Source organism: Streptomyces sp. NBC_01390 (genome assembly GCF_045040105.1).
In the GTDB taxonomy this organism is placed as follows: Bacteria; Actinomycetota; Actinomycetes; order Streptomycetales; family Streptomycetaceae; genus Streptomyces.
Genome location: NZ_CP109551.1, coordinates 1,279,292 through 1,297,854 on the forward strand (window position 1 = coordinate 1,279,292; position 18,563 = coordinate 1,297,854).

Below are 18,563 nucleotides of genomic sequence, written 5' to 3' on the forward strand. Positions count from 1 at the left end.
CCCGTTTGGGCTAGTGGGTGGGTGGGCTGATGGGCGGGTCGGGTCAGTCCTCGAAGAGTCGGCCCGCCGAGTGGACGCCGGGCTGGTACTTCGGCAGCCGGGCGGTGATCTTCATGCCCGCACCGAGCGCCGTCTCGATGACGAGGCCGTGGTCGTCGCCGTAGACCTGGCGGAGCCGGTCGTCCACGTTCGAGAGCCCGATGCCGCCCGACGGGCTGGCCTCGCCCGCGAGGATACGGCGGAGCAGGACCGGGTCCATTCCGGCGCCGTCGTCCTCGATGACGACCAGGGCCTCGGCGCCCGCGTCCTGCGCGGTGATGCTGATGTGGCTCTTGCCGGCGGCTGCCCCCTTGCCCTCCAGGCCGTGTTTGACCGCGTTCTCCACGAGGGGCTGGAGGCAGAGGAAGGGCAGGGCGACCGGGAGGACCTCGGGGGCGATCTGGAGGGTGACGGTGAGGCGATCCCCGAAGCGGGCCCGGACGAGGGCCAAGTAGTGGTCGATGGCGTGGAGTTCGTCGGCGAGGGTGGTGAAGTCGCCGTGCCTGCGGAACGAGTAGCGGGTGAAGTCCGCGAATTCCAGGAGCAGTTCACGGGCACGCTCGGGGTCGGTGCGTACGAACGAGGCGATCACCGCGAGCGAGTTGAAGATGAAGTGCGGGGATATCTGGGCGCGAAGTACCTTGATCTCGGCCTCGATGAGGCGGGTGCGGGACTGGTCGAGGTCCGCCAACTCCAACTGGACCGAGACCCATCTCGCGACCTCTCCGGCGGCGCGGACGAGGACGGCGGACTCGCGGGGCGCGAACGCGACCAGTACGCCGTGGACGCGGTCGTCGACGGTGAGGGGGGCTACGACGGCCCAGCGCAGGGGACAGTCCGGGGCGTCGCAGGTGAGGCGGAGGGCTTCGCCCCGGCCGGTCTCCAGGGGGCCTGTGAGGCGTTGCATGATCTCGGCGCGATGGTGTTCGCCGACGCCGTCCCAGACGAGGACCGACTCCTGGTCGGTGAGGCAGAGGGCGTCCGTGCCGAGCAGGGTGCGCAGTCGGCGGGCCGAGCGGCCGGCGGTCTCCTCGGTGAGGCCGGCGCGCAGCGGGGGTGCGGCGAGGGAGGCGGTGTGCAGGGTCTCGAAGGTGGCGTGCTCGACGGGGGTGCCGAGACCGCCGAGGCGTTCGGGGCGGGCGGTGCGCCGGCCGAGCCAGAAACCGGCGGCCAGCAGCGGGAGGATCGCCACGCAGAGCCCGGCGAGGAATCCGCTCATGTCCGGGTCACCTCCGTACGCGCCGCCGCTCCCCCGAGACCGTGACCGTGGCCGTGGCCGCCGTGTGCCCCGGACAGCTCCTCCGGCAGGTGGAAGCGGGCCAGGATGGCGGCCGTACCGGCCGGGACGCGGCCCGGGGTGGCCAGGGACACCAGGACCATGGTGAGGAAGCCCAGGGGCACGGACCAGAGGGCGGGCCAGGCAAGCAGGGCGTGCAGGGCGCCGGTGCCCGGGAAGCCCGCCATGGTCGCGGCCACGGCGACAAGCGCGGCGCCGCCGCCGACCAGCATTCCGGCGGCGGCGCCGGGCGGGGTCAGCCGGCGCCACCAGATACCGAGGACGAGCAGCGGGCAGAACGAGGACGCGGAGACGGCGAAGGCGAGCCCGACCGCGTCGGCGACCGGGAGTCCGCCGACGATGGCGCTGGCGGCCAGCGGGACGGCCATGGCGATGACCGTACCGAGCCGGAAGTGCCGTACTCCGCGTGAGGGCAGGACGTCCTGGGTGAGGACGCCGGCGACGGCCATGGTGAGCCCGGACGCGGTGGACAGGAACGCGGCGAAGGCGCCGCCGGCGACCAGTGCGCCGAGCAGGTCGCCGCCGAGGCCGCCGATCACCCGGTCGGGCAGCAGGAGGACGGCGGCGTCGGCGTTGGAGGTGAGGGCCAGTTCGGGGGCGTAGAGGCGGCCCAGGGCGCCGTAGACGGGCGGGAGGAGGTAGAAGGCGCCGATGAGGCCCAGGACGGCGACGGTGGTGCGGCGGGCGGCGACGCCGTGCGGGCTGGTGTAGAAGCGGACCACGACGTGCGGAAGGCCCATGGTGCCCAGGAACGTGGCGAGGATCAGGCCGTACGTGGCGTACAGCGGGCGTTCCTCGCGGCCTGCGGCGAGGGAGGTCGACATGCCGCCGCCCGTGCCGCGGTCGGCCTGGGGGACGGCGGCGCCCTTGGCGAAGGTGAGACGGGTGCCGCGGTCGATGTGGTGGGTGCCGACGGGGAGACGGAGGACCTGGTCCGCGTGCGGGCGGCCGTCGACCGTGCCGGTCACGGTGACGGTGAGCGGGGCCTTCAGCTTCAGGTCGAGGCCGTCGTCGACGCGGACGACGCGCTGTTCGCGAAAGGTGGCGGGTTCGTCGAAGGCGTGTCGCGGGGCGCCGTCGCCCTGCCAGGCGAGGACGAGGAAGAGGGCGGGGACGAGCAGCGCGGTGAGTTTCAGCCAGTACTGGAAGGCCTGGACGAAGGTGATGCTGCGCATACCGCCGGCGGCGACGGTGGCGACCACCACGACGGCGACGATGACCCCGCCGGCCCAGTCGGGCGCCTCGGTCAGTACGGCCAACGTCAGCCCGGCGCCCTGGAGTTGGGGCAGCAGATAGAGCCAGCCGACGCCGACGACGAAGGCCCCGGCGAGCCGTCGTACGGCCTGGGAGGCTAGGCGGGCCTCGGCGAAGTCGGGGAGGGTGTAGGCGCCGGAGCGGCGCAGCGGGGCGGCGACGAAGAGCAGCAGTAGGAGGTAGCCGGCGGTGTAGCCGACGGGATACCAGAGCATGTCGGGGCCCTGCACGAGGACGAGGCCCGCGATGCCGAGGAAGGAGGCGGCTGAGAGGTACTCCCCACTGATCGCGGTGGCGTTGAGGCGGGGGCCGACGGTGCGGGAGGCGACGTAGAAGTCGGAGGTGGTGCGGGAGATGCGCAGGCCGAACGCGCCGACGAAGACCGTCGCGACGACGACGAGGGCGACGGCCGGGACGGCGTAGTTCTCGTTCACGGTGACCGCTTCTCGTTCGTCATGTCAGCGATCCTGGTCCTCGACCAGCCGGACGAAGTCCCGCTCGTTGCGTTCGGCGCGCCGCACGTACCAGCGGGCGAGGAGCACCAGCGGCGCGTAGAGGCCGAAGCCAAGGATCAGCCACTCCAGGTGGTGGGCTTCGGGCATCGCCGCGAAGAGCAGCGGCAGCGGGGCGATGAGCAGGGCGAGGACGGCGAACACGGTGAAGGCGGCGCGGAGTTGGGAGCGCATCAGGGAGCGGACGTAGGTGTGGCCGAGGGTGGTCTGTTCGTCGATCTCGGTGCGCGGCCGGTAGTAGCCGGAGGTCCGGCGGGCGCGTCGGGGCGGCCCGGTGACGACGACCCGGCGTTCGGAGGGATCCTGGGGCATGAGTGGGGCTCCGCCTCTCAGCCCGCGGGCCGGCGCATCAGCAGGTCCCGCAGTTCGCGGGCGTGCCGCCTGCTGACCTGGAGTTCCTCGGTGCCGACCAGGACGCTCACAGCGCCCGCGTCGAGGCGGAGTTCGCCGATGTGGCGCAGGGCGACGAGATGGCGGCGGTGGATGCGTACGAAGCCGCGGGCGCGCCAGCGCTCCTCCAGGGTGGAGAGCGGGATGCGTACGAGGTGGCTGCCCCGGTCGGTGTGCAGCCGGGCGTAGTCGCCCTGGGCCTCGACGTGGGTGATGTCGTCGACGGCGACGAAGCGGGTGACGCCGCCGAGTTCGACGGGTATGTGGTCGGGGTCGGGTTCGTGCACGGGTATGGGCGCGGCGACGGGCGGGACGCTGGTGCGCAGTTCGGCGGCCCTCCGGACGGCCTCGGCGAGGCGTTCCTTGCGTACCGGCTTCAGTACGTAGTCCACGGCCTTGAGGTCGAACGCCTGGACGGCGAAGTCCTCGTGGGCGGTGACGAAGACGACGAGCGGCGGCTTGGCGAACCCGGTGAGGAGGCGGGCCATGTCGAGGCCGTCGAGGCCGGGCATGTGGATGTCCAGGAACACCACGTCGATGGCCTCGGGCCCGCCGGGCCCCGACTCCAGGGCCCGGTTGATGCGGCGCAGCGCCTCGGTCGCGTCCCCGGCCCCCTCGGCGCTGCCGATCCGGGGATCCGCGCGCAGCAGATAGAGGAGTTCCTCCAGTGAGGGGCGTTCGTCGTCGACGGCGAGGGCGCGCAGCATGAAGGTGGAGTGTAGGTGGAATTCGTACGTGTGCACATGTGCCGGGCGTCCAAGCGGCGAACGCGCGCGGTGCCCGCCGGTCGCTGGATACAGTGCCCGGATGAACAGCAGGCCGGCGCCTTTCGACGAGCTGGACCGGAAGATCATCACCACCCTGATGGCGAACGCCCGTACGAGCTTCGCGGAGATCGGTGCGACGGTGGGGCTGTCGGCCACGGCGGTGAAGCGGCGGGTGGACCGGCTGCGCGAGACGGGCGTGATCACCGGGTTCACCGCGACGGTGGAGCCGTCGGCGCTCGGCTGGAGCACGGAGGCGTACGTCGAGGTGTACTGCGAGGGCGCGGCGCCGCCGCGGCGGCTGGCGGAGGTGGTGCGCAACCATCCGGAGATCACTGCGGCGATGACGGTGACGGGCGGCGCGGACGCGCTGCTGCATGTGCGGGCGACGGATGTGGAGCACTTCGAGAACGTGCTGGAGCGCATCCGCACCGAGCCGTTCATCCGGAAGACGATCAGCTACATGGTGCTGTCCCACCTCCTCCCGGAAAGCCCCGAGGCGGGCGCTACCCACCCCGCTCCGAACACCACTTCGGACAACGCAACAGACCTGCGCTGAGCGGCGCAAAGACGCAGGATTCCTGCGCGAACACGCAATCGTTGTCGCTTGTCGAGCGTCGGGCTCAGTTCCTACCGTGGTGTACATCCCACTGGAACATTGCAGGAAGCGGAGGAACCCCTCTGTGCCCGACAGCCGTGTGCCGCGCCCCCGGCGCTTTCTCGTCTGTGAACCCAGACATTTCGCCGTGCAGTACGCGATCAACCCCTGGATGAACCCCGACACCAGGGCGGATGTGGATCTGGCCCAGGAGCAGTGGCGCTCACTGATCAGCGCCTACCGCGCCCATGGCCACACCGTGGACACCGTGGAGCCGGTCGCCGGCCTGCCCGACATGGTGTTCGCGGCGAACTCGGCGGTCGTCGTAGCGGGCCGGGTCTTCGGCTCGTCCTTCCACGCCCCGGAGCGCCGCCCCGAGTCGACCGCGTACGAGACGTGGTTCAAGTCGGCGGGCTTCGACGTATACCGCCCCGAGTCGGTGTGCGAGGGCGAGGGCGACCTGGTCCCGGCCGGCCGCTGGATCCTGGCGGGCACGGGCTTCCGTACGACCCGTGAGGCCCATCACGAGGTGCAGGAGTACTTCGGCGTCCCGGTGATCGGCCTCAAGCTGACGGACCCGTACTTCTACCACCTGGACACGGCGCTGTTCGTCCTCGACGAGAGCAACATCGCGTACTACCCGGACGCGTTCTCGCCGGGCAGCCGCGAGGTGCTGGCCCGGCTGTATCCGGACGCGGTCGTGGCGACCCGCGAGGACGCGATGACGTTCGGGCTGAACTCGGTCTCCGACGGCCGCCATGTCTTCATCGACCCGGGCGCCACGGCCCTCACCGCCGAACTGACGCGCCACGGCTACCTTCCCGTCCCCGTCGACCTGTCGGAGTTCCGCAAGGCCGGCGGCGGCATCAAGTGCTGCACTCAGGAGATCCGCTCATGACCGCACCCACGAGCACAGGACCCGGCACCGGCACGCAGACCTCCGCGGACCTGATCCGCGCCGAGGAACCGGTCCTCGCGCACAACTACCACCCGCTGCCCGTGGTGGTGGCCCGCGCCGAGGGCGCCTGGGTCGAGGACGTCGAGGGCCGCCGCTACCTGGACATGCTGGCCGGCTACTCGGCCCTCAACTTCGGCCACCGCCACCCGGCGCTGATCGAGGCGGCACACCGCCAGCTGGACCGCCTCACCCTCACCTCCCGCGCCTTCCACAACGACCGTCTCGCCCAGTTCGCCACCTCCCTGGCCGAGTTGACGGGCCTGGACATGGTCCTGCCGATGAACACCGGCGCGGAGGCGGTCGAAAGCGCCGTCAAGGTGGCCCGCAAATGGGCGTACGACGTGAAGGGCGTGCCCGCCGACCGGGCGACGATCGTGGTGGCGGCGGACAACTTCCACGGCCGTACGACGACGATCGTCAGCTTCTCGACGGACGAGACGGCGAGGGCGGGCTTCGGCCCGTTCACACCGGGCTTCCGGATCGTGCCCTACAACGACCTGGCGGCCCTGGAGGAGGCGATCGACGAGACGACGGCGGCGGTCCTCCTGGAGCCCATCCAGGGCGAGGCGGGCGTCCTGATCCCGGACGACGGCTATCTGACCGGCGTACGCGAACTGACGCGCCGCAAGGGCTGTCTGTTCGTCGCGGACGAGATCCAGTCGGGCCTGGGCCGCACCGGCCGGACGCTGGCGGTGGACCACGAGGACGTCGTCCCGGACATGCTGCTCCTCGGCAAGGCCCTGGGCGGGGGCATCGTGCCCGTGTCGGCGGTGGTCGCCCGCCGGGACGTCCTCGGGGTGCTGCACCCGGGCGAACACGGCTCGACGTTCGGCGGCAACCCCCTCGCCGCGGCGGTCGGCCAAGCGGTGGTCGAACTGCTGGAGACCGGCGAATTCCAGCGCAGGGCGGCCGAGTTGGGCATCGTCCTGCGCGACGGCCTGACCGGCCTTGTCGGCAAGGGTGTCATCGGATTCCGGGCGCGGGGACTGTGGGCGGGCGTCGACATCGACCCGGCCATCGGGACCGGGCGGGAGATCAGTGAGCGCCTGATGCGGGAGGGGATCCTCGTCAAGGACACCCATGGCTCGACAATCCGGCTGGCGCCGCCGCTGACGGTCACCGGGGAGGAGCTGGGGACGGCGCTGGGCGCGTTGGAGAGGGTGCTGACACAGGGAGCCTGACGGCGGACGGCACGGCGACTCCCCCACCCCTCACCCGGGCGGGCGGGCCTGCCGCCGTGCCGTCATCGACAGCCACCGAGGGATCGGCCGACCGACCACCGGGCGCGGCGCGCGACCGGCGGTCGGTCGCCCTCGGCGCAGGAGTGGGTTCCAAGCGTGTCTACGGGTCCTGCCGGACTGTGTTCGAGCCGCATCCGAGGCTGATCGCCCCCGTTACAGGTGGCGGCCCCGGCACATACACTGACGTCCCGACGCGCACCCCGTTGACCTGCGTTGACCTGCATTGATCTGAGGAGCGACCCCCTTGTTCTACTACGTACTCAAATACGTGCTGCTCGGGCCGCTGCTGAAACTCGTCTTCCGGCCCCGGATCGAGGGGCTCGAACACGTGCCGTCGTCGGGTGCCGCCATCGTCGCCGGTAATCATCTGTCGTTCTCGGACCACTTCCTGATGCCCGCGATCCTCAAGCGGCGCATCACCTTCCTCGCGAAGGCCGAGTACTTCACGGGTCCCGGGATCAAGGGGCGGCTGACCGCGTTCTTCTTCCGCAGCGCCGGGCAGATCCCGGTGGACAGGTCCGGCAAGGAGGCCGGGCAGGCGGCGATCCGTGAGGGGCTCGGGGTGCTGAGCAAGGACGAGCTGCTCGGTATCTATCCGGAGGGCACCCGGTCGCACGACGGGCGGCTGTACAAGGGCAAGGTCGGCGTCGCCGTCATGGCGCTCAGGGCCCAGGTGCCCGTCATTCCGTGCGCGATGATCGGCACCTTCGAGGCGCAGCCGCCGGGCAAGGTCATCCCGAACATCCATCCGGTGGGGATCCGCTTCGGCAAGCCCCTCGAGTTCTCCCGCTACGAGGGGATGGAAGGCGAGAAGGCGGTGCTGCGGGCCATCACCGACGAGATCATGTACGCCATTCTCTCCCTCTCCGAGCAGGAGTACGTCGACCAGTACGCGGCCGTCGCCAAGAAGGAGGAGGCCGAGCAGAAGGCCGCCGAGAAGAAGGCGGAGAAGGAGCAGCGGGGCCGCAAGTTCCCGCGTATGCCGCTCAGTTGAAGCGGCCGGGCCGCTCGACCGCAGTCGCGGTCGCGATCTGCTGGTGGCTAAGTTCCGCTGGAACTGTCGGTCTCAGTGGTTACCGTCGCTCCATGAGACGAGCTGTGGTGATCGGGGCGACCGGGCAGATCGGGCGGGTGGCCGTGGGGGCGCTCGCCCGCGACGGGTGGGAGGTGACCGCCGTCTCGCGTGGCGGTGGGCGGGACACGGAGTGGCCGGACGAGGTGCGGGTCACGGCCGCCGACCGGGCGGACGACGCGGCGCTCGCGGCTGTCGTGGGCGAGGGATGTGACGTGCTCGTGGACATGGTGGCCTACGGGCCCGAGCACGCACGGCAGTTGACCGGTCTCGCGGGCCGGCTCGGGTCGGCCGTGGTGATCTCCAGCCTGTCCGTGTACGAGGACGCCAAGGGCCGGAACTTCGACACGCAGGAGGAGCCCGACGGCTTCCCCGAGTACCCCGTGCCCATCCCCGAGGAGCAGCGCACGGTCCGGCCCGGCGAGAGCTCGTACAGCACCCGCAAGGCGGGCCTCGAACGTGAACTCCTCGCCGTAGGCGACCAGTTGCCGGCCACCTTGCTGCGGGCGGGCGCGATCCACGGGCCGTACTGCCGTAGCCCGCGCGAGCTGTACTTCGTCAAGCGCAACCTGGACGGGCGGCGCCGGCGCGCCCTTGCCTACGGGGGTGCGAGCCGTTTCCATCCGGCGAGCGTCCACAACATCGCCGAGCTGATCCGGCTGGCCGCCGCACGTCCGGGTACGCGGGCCCTGAACGCCGTCGATCCCGAGGCGCCGACGGTGGCGGAGATCGCCGGGGCGATCGACGCCGTGATGGGGATCGAGGTGGAGAACGTGCTGGTGGACGGTCCTCCCCCGGCGCCCACCGTGGGCGACACCCCGTGGTCGACTCCGGTCCCCGTGGTGTCCGACATGTCCGCCGCGGAACGGGAGTTGGGGTACCGGCCCGTGGTCACGTACGCGGACAGCCTGCCGGAGACCGTCGCCTGGATCGAGGGCCGGCTGGCCGGGCGGGACTGGCGGGAGGCGTATCCCGAGATGTACGAGGCGTACGGCGACCTCTTCGACTACGCGGCGGAGGACGCCTGGCTCGCGGGACGGCACGCGTGACGTGCGGGGCGGCCGGAGAGAAATCTCCGGCCGCCCCGCACCTCGTAGGACAGCTGCCCGCTACGGCTGGTGCTACGGCTTCGGTGTGGCGTGCGGGGTGCAGGTCACGTCCGCCGCGTCCACCTTGCCGGTGAGCAGATAGGCGTCGACCCGCTCGTTGATGCACGGGTTGACGAGCCCGGTGACACCGTGGGAGCCCGCGTCCTTCTCGGTGATCAGCCGGGAGCCCTTGAACCGCTTGTGCAGTTCGACGCCGCCGTCGTACGGGGTGGCCGCGTCCCGCGTGGACTGCACGATCAGCACGGGCGGCAGGCCCTTGCCGGACTTCACGTTCACCGGGGTCTGCTGCTTGACCGGCCAGGTGGCGCACGGCAGGTTCATCCAGGCGTTGGCCCAGGTGAGGAACGGGTAGTTCTTGTGCAGCCGGGTGTTGTCCCGGTCCCACTTCTTCCAACTGGTGGGCCACTTGGCGTCGGTGCACTCGACGGCGGTGTAGACGGCGTTGCCGTTCTCGGAGGACGCGTTGCCCGCGATGTCCGTGAGGTCGGGGGCCGCCGCGTCGACGAGCGCCTGGGTGTCACCCGCGAAGTACTTGCTGAACACGGTGGCGACCGGGATCCACGACGAGTCGTAGTACGGGGCGCCCTGGAAGAAGGAGAGCAGCTCCGCCGGTCCGACGAGCCCGCCGATCGGGTTCGCCTTGGCGGTGGCCCGCAACTCCAGCCACTTCGCCTGCACCTGGGCGCGCGTGGTACCGAGGTGGAAGACCGCGTCGTTCTTGGCGACCCAGTCCTGCCAGTCGTTCCAGCGCGTCTCGAAGGCGACGTCCTGGTCGAGGTTGGCCTCGTACCAGATCTTCTCGCGCGACGGGTTGACGACACTGTCCGCGATCATGCGGCGGACGTGACCCGGGTACAGAGTCCCGTAGACGGCGGCGATGTACGTCCCGTACGACACACCGAGGAAGTTGAGCTTCTTCTCCCCCAGCGCGGCACGGATGACGTCCAGGTCGCGGACGGTGTTCGGCGTGGTCATGTACGGGAGCATCTCGCCGCTGCGCTCGTAGCAGCCCTCGGCGTACTCACGGGCCGACTCGCGCTGGGCGCGCTTGTCGGCCTCCGTGTCCGGCACCGGGTCGGGCTTGGGCGCCTTCACGAACTCCTGCGGGTCGACGCAGGATATGGGCGCCGAGTGGCCCACTCCACGCGGGTCGAAGCCCACGAAGTCGTACGCCTTCGACACGTTGGTCCACAGCGGGTTCTTCGTCGTGACCCGGCGCGGGAAGCGCAGCCCGGAGGCGCCCGGTCCACCCGGGTTGTAGACGAGCGAGCCCTGTCGCTCGTCCTTCGTCCCCGTGTTGCCGATGTGGTCGACGGCGAGCTTGATCTGCTTGCCGTACGGCTTCGCGTAGTCGAGCGGCACCGTGACCCAGCCGCACTGGATCGGCTTCTCCAGGCCCCAGTCGGCCGGGCAGTCCTGCCAGTCGATGCCGGCCTTCGCGGCACGCGCGGCGGTGATGGCCGCGCCGCGCGTCTCACGGTCCTGGCCGTGGCGGGCGTCCGCGACGGCCGAGGGCGCCGCGACGGCGCCGGCTATCAGGGTCGTCGTGACGAGTACTCCGGCGGAGCCGAGCGCGGCGGCTCGTCTCGTCAGTCTGGTGCCTCTCAAGTGGGACCTCCCCGTGGGTAGTTGTGCTTGGTCGTAACGGGGATCCTCGCCGCTGTGCGGCATCTGTGACCAGGGGGTGAGCAGCCTTCTTTACCAATCCGATAAACGGTGACCTGAGTCCGCTGAGCGGATATCCGGTGCGGTGTGCGGATTTGCCGTGATCGGCGGGCGGGCCGGTGTCCCGGTCGGGTCAGCCGCCACCGGCGGGCGCCAGGGCCGCCAGCGCCTCGTCCAGCACCCGGCGCAACCGCAGCGCGTCCGACGCGACCGCCGTCACCAGTGCGGCGGGTCCGGCGAGCGGAACGAGCGCGGCACTCTCCCCCAGCAGCCGGGCCTGGACCGGCGTGTCCGTGAACTCCGGGCGTACGACGACCAGTTGACCGAGTGCGCGATGTCCGGCCAGTACGGCGGGCCCGTCCCAGCCGCCCGGCGCTCCGGGACCGCACGCCAGCTCCTGGTCGAGGACGGCCCGCCCTCCGACCCGCACCGTGAGGCGGCTGGAGAGCCGCCCGGGCTCCTCACCGAAGCGTCCGAGCACCTGCTCCTCGCGGAACACGAGGCGAGCGTCCGGCGCGAGGTCGACGCGGGTGCCGACGCACAGCTCGCTGCCCTGGGCGCAGATCAACTGCTCGGGCAGCCACCGGAGTTCACCGCCGTCGGCGACTTCGATCCGTACGTCGTAACGGGCCTCGCCCTTCGCCTGGCCCGGCAGTGCGATGGTGGCCGCGGCGGACCCCAGCTGCAGTCGGGCGCCCTCCTCCACTCGCGCCTCGACGGTGAAGCGGTCGCCGCCGAGGGGGCCGCTCATGGCGCCGACCAGCATGACGCGGGCCTCGTCGCCGTGCGCGCGGATGCGGCGCAGGGCCAGCGGGCCGTCGCCGTCGAGCACCGGCAGGGCGGTGCCGCCCCTGCCGTCCGGCCGGGCGACGATCCGAGCGGTGGCCCGTACGCCGGTGGTCATGCCGTCCACGCCGCGAACTGGGCCCGTACCCAGGCGGCGACGTCCTCGACGCCGCCCTCACCGCGCAGCGACTGGAAGACGACGGGCCTCTCCCCGCGCGCCGCTTTCGCGTCGGCGGCCATCCGGCCGAGGTCGGATCCGACGTACGGCGCGAGGTCCGTCTTGTTGACGACGAGCAGGTCAGCGGTGGTGACGCCGGGACCGCCCTTGCGCGGGATGTCGTCGCCGCCCGCGACGTCGATGACGAAGATCTGCGCGTCGACGAGGCCCTTGGAGAAGGTGGCGGTGAGATTGTCGCCGCCGGACTCGACGAGGACGATGTCGAGCGACCCGATCTCGTCCTCCAGATCCTCGACGGCTTCGAGGTTGGCGGAGATGTCGTCACGGATCGCGGTGTGCGGGCAGGCGCCGGTCTCGACCGCGGTGATCCGCTCGGGCGGCAGCACGGCCTCGCGCAGCAGGAACTCGGCGTCCTCGCGGGTGTAGATGTCGTTCGTGACGACCGCGAGGGACAGCTCCGTGCGCAGGGCACGGCAGAGGGCGGCGACGGTGGCGGTCTTGCCGGAGCCGACGGGACCGCCGAGGCCGATGCGCAGGGCTCGCCGGGTGCCGTCGGGCCGGTGCGCGTCGGCGCTCACGGCTGTGCCGGCGTGGGTGTGGGAGTGGTCGAGGTGCATGAGATACGGCTCCAGTTCTGGTCTCTGTGTGTTGTGGTGTGCCCGGGCGACTTCTCTTCTCGCCCCCGCCGCCCCTACCCGTCCCGTCCTCGGGGGCGCTGCCCCCGAACCCCCGCTCCTCAAACGCCGGAGAGGCTGAAATACCAACGCCGGCCGGCACCTCCAGCCCGTCCGGCGTTTGAGGACGAGGCCCCTTCAGAGCCGACAGGGGGGTCTGGGGGCGCAGCCCCCAGGAACGGGATGGGACGGGTAGGGGCGGCGGGGGCGAGGAACCCCTACGACGCGAACAACCGCACCGCCCACCCCGCATGCCCCTCCGCACTCACCTCCAGCATCGGCGCGGAAACCGCAGGCAACGCGTCCACCTCGCCCCCGGCCGCCACCTGTGCCGCCTCCACCGCCCGGTCCACCACCCGGTCCAACTCCGGCGCCAACCGAGCCAACACCCCCGTCGCATCGAACGGATCAAGGCTCAGCAACCGCACCACCGCCGTCGCGGGCCCGCTGACGCACTCGTACACGGAGCAGTACGCCGCGTCCTCCGGCCCCAGCCCCGCCGCCCTGGCCGCCAGCCCCAGCACCACCGGCTGATGCGCCCCCTTGGGGAACTCCCGCGCCAGCGCTTCCAGTTCGGCCGACGGCCAGGTCGCCCGCGCCGCCCGCATCAGCTGCCGCCCCAGTTTGCGCGCGGCAACCCGCAACGCCGGTGACGGCGTCCGCGCGTCCGCCGCACCGTCGAGGAGCACCGGATCGACTCCCAGCGCGGCAGCCGCGGCCAGCGCGGCCGACACCAGCCCCGTCGTGTGCAGCCGCCCCCGGCAGAACTCCTCCAGGCCGGCGGCGCCGGTGACCCGCCCGGCCTTGACGGCGGCCTCGGCCCCGCCGGAGTGCGCGTGCCCTCCGGCGGGGAAGCGACCGTCGGCCAGGACGAGCAGCGCCGCCCTACTCATCTCGCGCCGCCCATCAGAAGAGGAAGTACCGCTGGGCCATGGGCAGTTCGGCGGCCGGAGTGGCCTCGACCAGTTCCCCGTCGATGTGCACGGCGAAGCTGTCGGGGTTGATCCGTACGTCCGGCCTCGCGGAGTTCTCCCGCATGTCGGCCTTGGTCACCGCACGGGTCGACTCGATAGCGACGAACCGCTTACCGAGCTGAAGCCGCTCGGGCAGCCCGTCCTCGATCGCCAACTGGGAGACGAAGTTGAACGAGTTGGACGCCGGTGCCCGTCCGATCGCGCCGAACATCGGCCGGGGCAGGATCGGCTGCGGAGTCGGGATGGAGGCGTTGGCGTCGCCCATCTGCGCGTAGGCGATCTGGCCGCCCTTGATGACGAGATGCGGCTTGACCCCGAAGAAGGCGGGCTCCCAGAGGACCAGGTCGGCCAGCTTGCCCGTCTCCACGGACCCGATCTCCCGCGCGAGGCCCTGGGCGAGGGCCGGGTTGATCGTGTACTTGGCGACATAGCGACGTACACGGTGATTGTCCGCGCTGCCGTCGCCCGGCAGGGCACCCCGGCGGCGCTTCATCACATGGGCCGTCTGCCAGGTCCGCATGATGACCTCGCCGACCCGTCCCATCGCCTGGGCGTCGGACGAGATGATCGAAATGGCACCCAGGTCATGGAGGATGTCCTCCGCCCCGATCGTCGACGGCCGGATACGTGACTCGGCGAACGCCAGGTCCTCCGGCACCGTCGGGTTCAGGTGGTGGCAGACCATCAGCATGTCGAGGTGTTCGTCGGCGGTGTTGACGGTGTACGGCCGGGTCGGGTTGGTCGAGCTCGGCAGGACGTGCGGCTCTGAGACCACGGACATGATGTCCGGCGCGTGCCCGCCGCCCGCACCCTCGGTGTGGTAGGCGTGGATGCCCCGGCCCGCGATGGCCGCGAGCGTGTCGGCCACGAAGCCGGCCTCGTTGAGGGTGTCCGTGTGGATGGCGACCTGGATGCCCGTCCGGTCGGCGACGGTCAGGGCCGCGTCGATGGCGGCCGGGGTCGAGCCCCAGTCCTCGTGGATCTTCAGGCCGAGGGCGCCGCCGCGGATCTGGGAGAGCATCGCGTCGTGCGAGACGGTGTTGCCCTTGCCGAGCAGGCCGAAGTTGAGCGGGTACTGCTCCATCGCCTCCAGCATCCGGGCGAGGTGCCAGGGGCCGGGGGTCACCGTCGTCGCCTTCGAACCCTCGGCCGGGCCCGTGCCACCGCCGATGAGGGTCGTGACGCCGGATGCGAGCGCCTCGTCGGCGATCTGCGGGCAGATCAGATGGACGTGCGCGTCGATGGCGCCGGCCGTCAGGATCCGGCCGTTGCCGGCGATGATCTCGGTCTCGGGACCGATGACCAGGTCGGGATGGATCCCGTCCATCGTGTCGGGGTTGCCGGCCTTGCCGATGCCGGTGACGCGGCCGTCCCGGATGCCGATGTCGGCCTTGATGATGCCCCAGTGGTCGACGATCACCGCGCCGGTGATGACCGTGTCGGGGGTGCCGTCTGCGCGCGTAGCGCGGGCCTGGCCCATGGATTCGCGGATGACCTTGCCACCCCCGAACACCGCCTCGTCACCGGCGAGACCGGGACCGCCGCTGCGGTCCTCCTCGATCTCGATCAGCAGGTCGGTGTCGGCGAGCCGGATACGGTCGCCGGTGGTGGGGCCGAACAGGTCCGCGTACGCGGCACGCGAGATCTCAGGCATCGAGGGCACCTCCGGTCTCCCCGCGCAGTCCGGGCACGATGCGCGCGCCGGCGAGCGGAACAAGTTCTACGTCGACGGGGATGCCGGGTTCGAAGCGTACGGCGGTGCCGGCGGCGACGTTGAGCCGCTTGCCGCGCGCTGCCGCACGGTCGAACTCAAGGCCGGGGTTGGCCTCGGCGAAGTGGTAGTGGGAGCCGACCTGGACGGGCCGGTCGGCGGCGTTCAGCACGGTCATCGTCGTGACCTCGCGGCCCTCGTTGTACACAACGGGTCCGTCGGCGAACAGGAACTCTCCGGGAATCACGGCAGCCACTCCCCTCAGACGATCGGGTCGTGGACGGTGACGAGCTTGGTGCCGTCCGGGAAGGTCGCCTCGACCTGGACGTCGTGGATCATCTCGGGGATGCCCTCCATGACGTCTTCCCTGGTCAGCAGCGTGCGTCCGGAGGACATCAGTTCGGCGACCGTACGTCCGTCACGGGCGCCCTCAAGAATGTGCGAGGTGATCAACGCGACCGACTCGGGATGGTTCAGCCTGAGCCCACGGGCCCGGCGCTTCTCGGCCACGTCCGCCGCCACATGGATCAGCAGCCTCTCCTGCTCGTGCGGGGTCAGTTGCACGCCTTGCCACCTCACATCCTCGCTCCGGACCGTGCGGGGTCCGGTTGCCCGGTGCCACCAAAACCGCTGGTGGCGAGATGGGCACGCTAGTTGGCCGGAGTTTCAAGGACGTTAACCGGCCTGTGATCCACCCGGCTCACTTCGAGCGGGCCCGCCCAAGCTCATCAGACCGCGCAGACCGTCGTGGAACACTTCCACCGACGTGTCGCCGAAGAGGGCCGTCTGAGCGACGAAGCCCCGGGCCGCGGCGATCATGGTCCGGGCGGCTTCCTGATAGCGCTCGACCAGCCGCACCGACGGCTCACGGACCTTGGCGCAGCCCTGGTCGAGGACCTTTGCCGGCTCGCCGCATCCCGCCCATCACCTCCATGCCGTCTCGAAGGCGCCTCCGACCTCCCGGAGCACCTCGGCGACGATGGCGGCGATCAGCTGCTCCTCGCCGCTGAAGCAGCGGTGGACGGCCCCGGCGGACAGATCGACCCCCATGCCGACGCGAGCACCCAGGGGCATCTCCGACGCGTGATCGCCGTAGTCTCTGGGCCTTCGCCTGGCCCGCCGCCCGCATCAAGCCCCGCGATCTGCCGCTCGGCGTGGCGGGCCCGGCCTCGGCGTCACCCAGGGCGAGCAGCGACTGTCGTCCCCCAAGGGTGCCTTCGAGCTCCACTCCCACGCCGCCGAGGCCGCCGCCCGGGACGCCGCCGAGAACCGGACCGTATACGGCGCCGCACCCCTCACACGCACACTCGCCCGCTCCCCCGCCGCTTCAGCGCGCCCCGGGCCGCCTGTGCTCCGCCGCGATGCCGAACCGCTGCCGTTCGACGGGCGCCGCAGCGACCTCCCTGACGCTGGAGACCGCGCTGGAGACCGCGCCGACGACCTGTTCCTCCGCCGCGTCCAGTTCGTCGAGGCGTTCCAGGTCGGCCGCGGAGACCAGGGCGACGAGGGGCTTGCCGTGCCGCGTCACGACGACGCGCTCACCGCCGTACACCACCTTGTTGATCAGGTCGGCGAGCTCAGCCCTGGCTTGCGTCACCGGAATCTCGTAGGCCATGTGTTCCAGCGTAAGCGCTCCGCTGGAGGGGCGGCGAAAGGTTGCCGGTTCACTGCGGCGCCGTTGGGGCCGGTCGCGCGGTTCCCCGGGCCCCTTTGGGGCGCTTCCGAACCCCGGGCCGAAAAGCTCACGCACCCCCTCGCGCCGGGCTCTGTACGTCCTGTACATTTTTTACGGAAGCCATCGAGGAGGCGCACGCCATGAACGCCAGCGACGACCCGTCAGCCCGTTACGTCCTGCCCGAGTTCACCGAACGCACCAGTTCCGGGAGCCGGACGCTCGATCCGTACTCGAAGCTCCTGGAAGAGCGGATCGTCTTTCTCGGGACGCCGGTCGACGACACCTCGGCGAACGACGTGATGGCCCAGTTCATGCATCTCGAGTACCTCGCGCCCGACCGGGACATCTCCCTGTACATCAACTCCCCCGGCGGCTCGTTCAGCGCGATGACGGCGATCTACGACACGATGCGGTTCGTCACCTGCGACGTGGAGACGGTCTGCCTGGGGCAGGCGGCCTCCGCGGCGGCCGTGCTGCTGGCCGCGGGTACGCCGGGCAAGCGCAGCGCGCTGCCGGGAGCCCGGGTGCTGATCCACCAGCCCTCGCTGTCCGAGCCGGTCCACGGCCAGGTGAGCGATCTCTCCATTCAGGCCCAGGAGTTGGGCCGGGTCCGTAACCTGCTGGAAGAACTGCTCGTACGGCACACCGGCCAGAGCGCGGAGCGGGTCGCCGCGGACATCGAGCGGGACAAGATCCTGGACGCCCAGGCCGCTCTGGAATACGGGCTGGTGGACCGGATCGTGCCCAGCCGCAAGTCGTCGCACCCCACCCCCGGTACGAGGTGAGCCGCCGATGCTTCCACCCGAACTTCCTCCGCTGCCCGCGCTGACGCGCGCGGAGGGCGAGTTGATCGACCGTTACCTCGAAGTGGCCGATCTGCTCGGCCGTATCAATCCCGCCTATCACGGCGACACCTACCGCGGGCTGAGGGCCGCGCAGGCGCTCGTCGCCAAGGCGGTGGCGTTGCGCGACGCGCTGGAGCTGATGCACCAGCGGGGCGAGGCCGAGGTGCACGCCCATACGCTGGCGCGTGCGCTGCGCGTCCTGGACGGGGAGCGCCGCACGGCGCGCGTCACCGTTCCTCGTGAGCCCGCCGGTTGACGCGCCGCATCCACGGGACCGCATCAGGCGGGCTCATCCGTCAGGTGACGGACTGTCCGGAACGGATGGGGAAGTGACTAGGCGGCATCCCCCGTTCGGAGTAGTCGCGGATCCCCCGTCCGGCCCGCTCGACTTGCGCGACACGCACGGTTCGTAACCGAATCGAGACCGCTCAACCCCTGGTCCGAGGGTGCGCGACCCCCTCGAAAGTCCTTCGTGGGTACGGGTGTCCACCCGAACGGGCCAGCGGTGAGTAACCCCACAAAGCCCCGTTTCCATTGGGATTTTCCCACTTCCATGAGCCAAGATCCCTTCCTGACGACAAGCCCCCGCCACAAGCGGCGGGGCGATCCGGGCGGACGCCGAGTCCTGCCGCCGCCTGGATGACCGGTCGACAGATGTGCATCGGCAGGAGTGGAGGACCCAAGCACGACGGGTCGCCGGAACGGTCACGCCATGACCGGGCCGAGCAGCCCTTGGGGTGAAGCCGCGTCAGCGGCCGGGCAACTTCGCCAGCCCGAATCCGACAGGTCATCCTTCACAGGCGGCTGACGAAGGGTTGCGC

At 71.0% G+C, this 18,563-nt stretch carries 21 protein-coding genes and 1 riboswitch; of the genes, 7 read left to right on the plus strand and 14 right to left on the minus strand.

Translation table 11 applies throughout. The features are described from left to right. Positions 1 to 43: 43 nt before the first annotated feature. From OG241_RS05420 to OG241_RS05435, 4 genes are read right to left on the minus strand one after another with little or no spacing between them, the layout of a single operon-like run. Positions 44 to 1,258 (minus strand): sensor histidine kinase, encoded by a 1,215-nt coding sequence (locus tag OG241_RS05420; protein WP_405813985.1) that lies wholly within the window; start codon positions 1,256 to 1,258, stop codon positions 44 to 46. Further along, entirely contained in the window at positions 1,255 to 3,024 is a 1,770-nt protein-coding gene (locus OG241_RS05425) for a cation acetate symporter (protein ID WP_405813987.1), read from the minus strand. Before OG241_RS05425 ends, OG241_RS05420 begins: the two co-directional genes overlap by 4 nt. 24 nt (positions 3,025 to 3,048) lie before the next feature. Further along, a complete protein-coding gene (locus OG241_RS05430) occupies positions 3,049 to 3,414 on the minus strand; it encodes a hypothetical protein (RefSeq protein WP_405813988.1) in 366 nt (121 codons plus the stop codon). Positions 3,415 to 3,431: 17 nt separating this feature from the next. After that, on the minus strand, positions 3,432 to 4,199 hold the full coding sequence (locus OG241_RS05435) for a LytR/AlgR family response regulator transcription factor (protein WP_405813989.1): 768 nt from the start codon (positions 4,197 to 4,199) through the stop codon (positions 3,432 to 3,434). Positions 4,200 to 4,299: 100 nt separating this feature from the next. Here OG241_RS05435 and OG241_RS05440 point away from each other — a divergent pair, with 100 nt between their 5' ends. The 5 genes from OG241_RS05440 (at position 4,300) to OG241_RS05460 (ending at position 9,174) form a co-directional block, all read left to right on the plus strand. Further along, positions 4,300 to 4,815, plus strand: a complete 516-nt coding sequence (locus tag OG241_RS05440) for an Lrp/AsnC family transcriptional regulator (RefSeq protein WP_405813990.1) — start codon at positions 4,300 to 4,302, stop codon at positions 4,813 to 4,815. 124 nt (positions 4,816 to 4,939) lie between these two features. Next, positions 4,940 to 5,752, plus strand: a complete 813-nt coding sequence (gene ddaH, locus OG241_RS05445; RefSeq protein ID WP_405813991.1) for a dimethylargininase — start codon at positions 4,940 to 4,942, stop codon at positions 5,750 to 5,752. Continuing rightward, positions 5,749 to 6,993 (plus strand): ornithine--oxo-acid transaminase, encoded by a 1,245-nt coding sequence (gene rocD / locus OG241_RS05450; RefSeq protein WP_405813992.1) that lies wholly within the window; start codon positions 5,749 to 5,751, stop codon positions 6,991 to 6,993. Before ddaH ends, rocD begins: the two co-directional genes overlap by 4 nt. A 304-nt stretch (positions 6,994 to 7,297) precedes the next feature. Further along, entirely contained in the window at positions 7,298 to 8,047 is a 750-nt protein-coding gene (locus OG241_RS05455) for a lysophospholipid acyltransferase family protein (RefSeq protein WP_405813993.1), read from the plus strand. A 104-nt stretch (positions 8,048 to 8,151) separates the two neighbouring features. Further along, positions 8,152 to 9,174 carry an NAD-dependent epimerase/dehydratase family protein gene (locus tag OG241_RS05460; protein WP_405826061.1) on the plus strand — a complete coding sequence of 341 codons (1,023 nt, stop codon included), beginning with the start codon at positions 8,152 to 8,154 and terminating at the stop codon, positions 9,172 to 9,174. A 72-nt stretch (positions 9,175 to 9,246) separates the two neighbouring features. Here the strand turns inward: OG241_RS05460 and OG241_RS05465 are convergent, their stop codons facing one another. From OG241_RS05465 to OG241_RS05510, 10 genes are all read right to left on the minus strand, one after another. Continuing rightward, positions 9,247 to 10,842 carry an alpha/beta hydrolase gene (locus tag OG241_RS05465; RefSeq protein ID WP_405813994.1) on the minus strand — a complete coding sequence of 532 codons (1,596 nt, stop codon included), beginning with the start codon at positions 10,840 to 10,842 and terminating at the stop codon, positions 9,247 to 9,249. A gap of 190 nt (positions 10,843 to 11,032) precedes the next feature. Continuing rightward, entirely contained in the window at positions 11,033 to 11,803 is a 771-nt protein-coding gene (locus tag OG241_RS05470) for an urease accessory protein UreD (protein WP_405826063.1), read from the minus strand. Beyond that, positions 11,800 to 12,480 carry an urease accessory protein UreG gene (ureG, locus tag OG241_RS05475; protein WP_405813996.1) on the minus strand — a complete coding sequence of 227 codons (681 nt, stop codon included), beginning with the start codon at positions 12,478 to 12,480 and terminating at the stop codon, positions 11,800 to 11,802. Before ureG ends, OG241_RS05470 begins: the two co-directional genes overlap by 4 nt. Before the next feature lie 275 nt (positions 12,481 to 12,755). Continuing rightward, positions 12,756 to 13,430, minus strand: coding sequence for an urease accessory protein UreF (locus tag OG241_RS05480; protein ID WP_405813997.1), 675 nt, complete (start codon positions 13,428 to 13,430; stop codon positions 12,756 to 12,758). Positions 13,431 to 13,443: 13 nt separating this feature from the next. After that, positions 13,444 to 15,165, minus strand: coding sequence for an urease subunit alpha (locus OG241_RS05485; RefSeq protein WP_405813998.1), 1,722 nt, complete (start codon positions 15,163 to 15,165; stop codon positions 13,444 to 13,446). Next, positions 15,158 to 15,469 carry an urease subunit beta gene (locus OG241_RS05490; protein WP_405813999.1) on the minus strand — a complete coding sequence of 104 codons (312 nt, stop codon included), beginning with the start codon at positions 15,467 to 15,469 and terminating at the stop codon, positions 15,158 to 15,160. Before OG241_RS05490 ends, OG241_RS05485 begins: the two co-directional genes overlap by 8 nt. A 14-nt stretch (positions 15,470 to 15,483) precedes the next feature. After that, entirely contained in the window at positions 15,484 to 15,786 is a 303-nt protein-coding gene (locus OG241_RS05495; protein ID WP_334591860.1) for an urease subunit gamma, read from the minus strand. A gap of 111 nt (positions 15,787 to 15,897) precedes the next feature. Further along, complete coding sequence (locus OG241_RS05500) at positions 15,898 to 16,080, minus strand: hypothetical protein (RefSeq protein ID WP_405814000.1); 183 nt, start codon at positions 16,078 to 16,080, stop codon at positions 15,898 to 15,900. Positions 16,081 to 16,146: 66 nt separating this feature from the next. Then, on the minus strand, positions 16,147 to 16,272 hold the full coding sequence (locus OG241_RS05505) for a hypothetical protein (RefSeq protein ID WP_405814001.1): 126 nt from the start codon (positions 16,270 to 16,272) through the stop codon (positions 16,147 to 16,149). A gap of 277 nt (positions 16,273 to 16,549) precedes the next feature. Further along, positions 16,550 to 16,837, minus strand: coding sequence for a type II toxin-antitoxin system Phd/YefM family antitoxin (locus tag OG241_RS05510; RefSeq protein WP_319098343.1), 288 nt, complete (start codon positions 16,835 to 16,837; stop codon positions 16,550 to 16,552). Positions 16,838 to 17,037: 200 nt separating this feature from the next. On the opposite strand from OG241_RS05510, the gene OG241_RS05515 reads away from it, so the two are divergent. Together OG241_RS05515 and OG241_RS05520 are read left to right on the plus strand one after the other, a co-directional pair. Further along, positions 17,038 to 17,682, plus strand: coding sequence for an ATP-dependent Clp protease proteolytic subunit (locus tag OG241_RS05515; RefSeq protein ID WP_405814003.1), 645 nt, complete (start codon positions 17,038 to 17,040; stop codon positions 17,680 to 17,682). A gap of 7 nt (positions 17,683 to 17,689) precedes the next feature. After that, on the plus strand, positions 17,690 to 17,998 hold the full coding sequence (locus OG241_RS05520; protein ID WP_105975329.1) for a hypothetical protein: 309 nt from the start codon (positions 17,690 to 17,692) through the stop codon (positions 17,996 to 17,998). A gap of 382 nt (positions 17,999 to 18,380) precedes the next feature. Then, positions 18,381 to 18,560, plus strand: a riboswitch (cyclic di-AMP (ydaO/yuaA leader). Positions 18,561 to 18,563 lie beyond the last annotated feature (3 nt).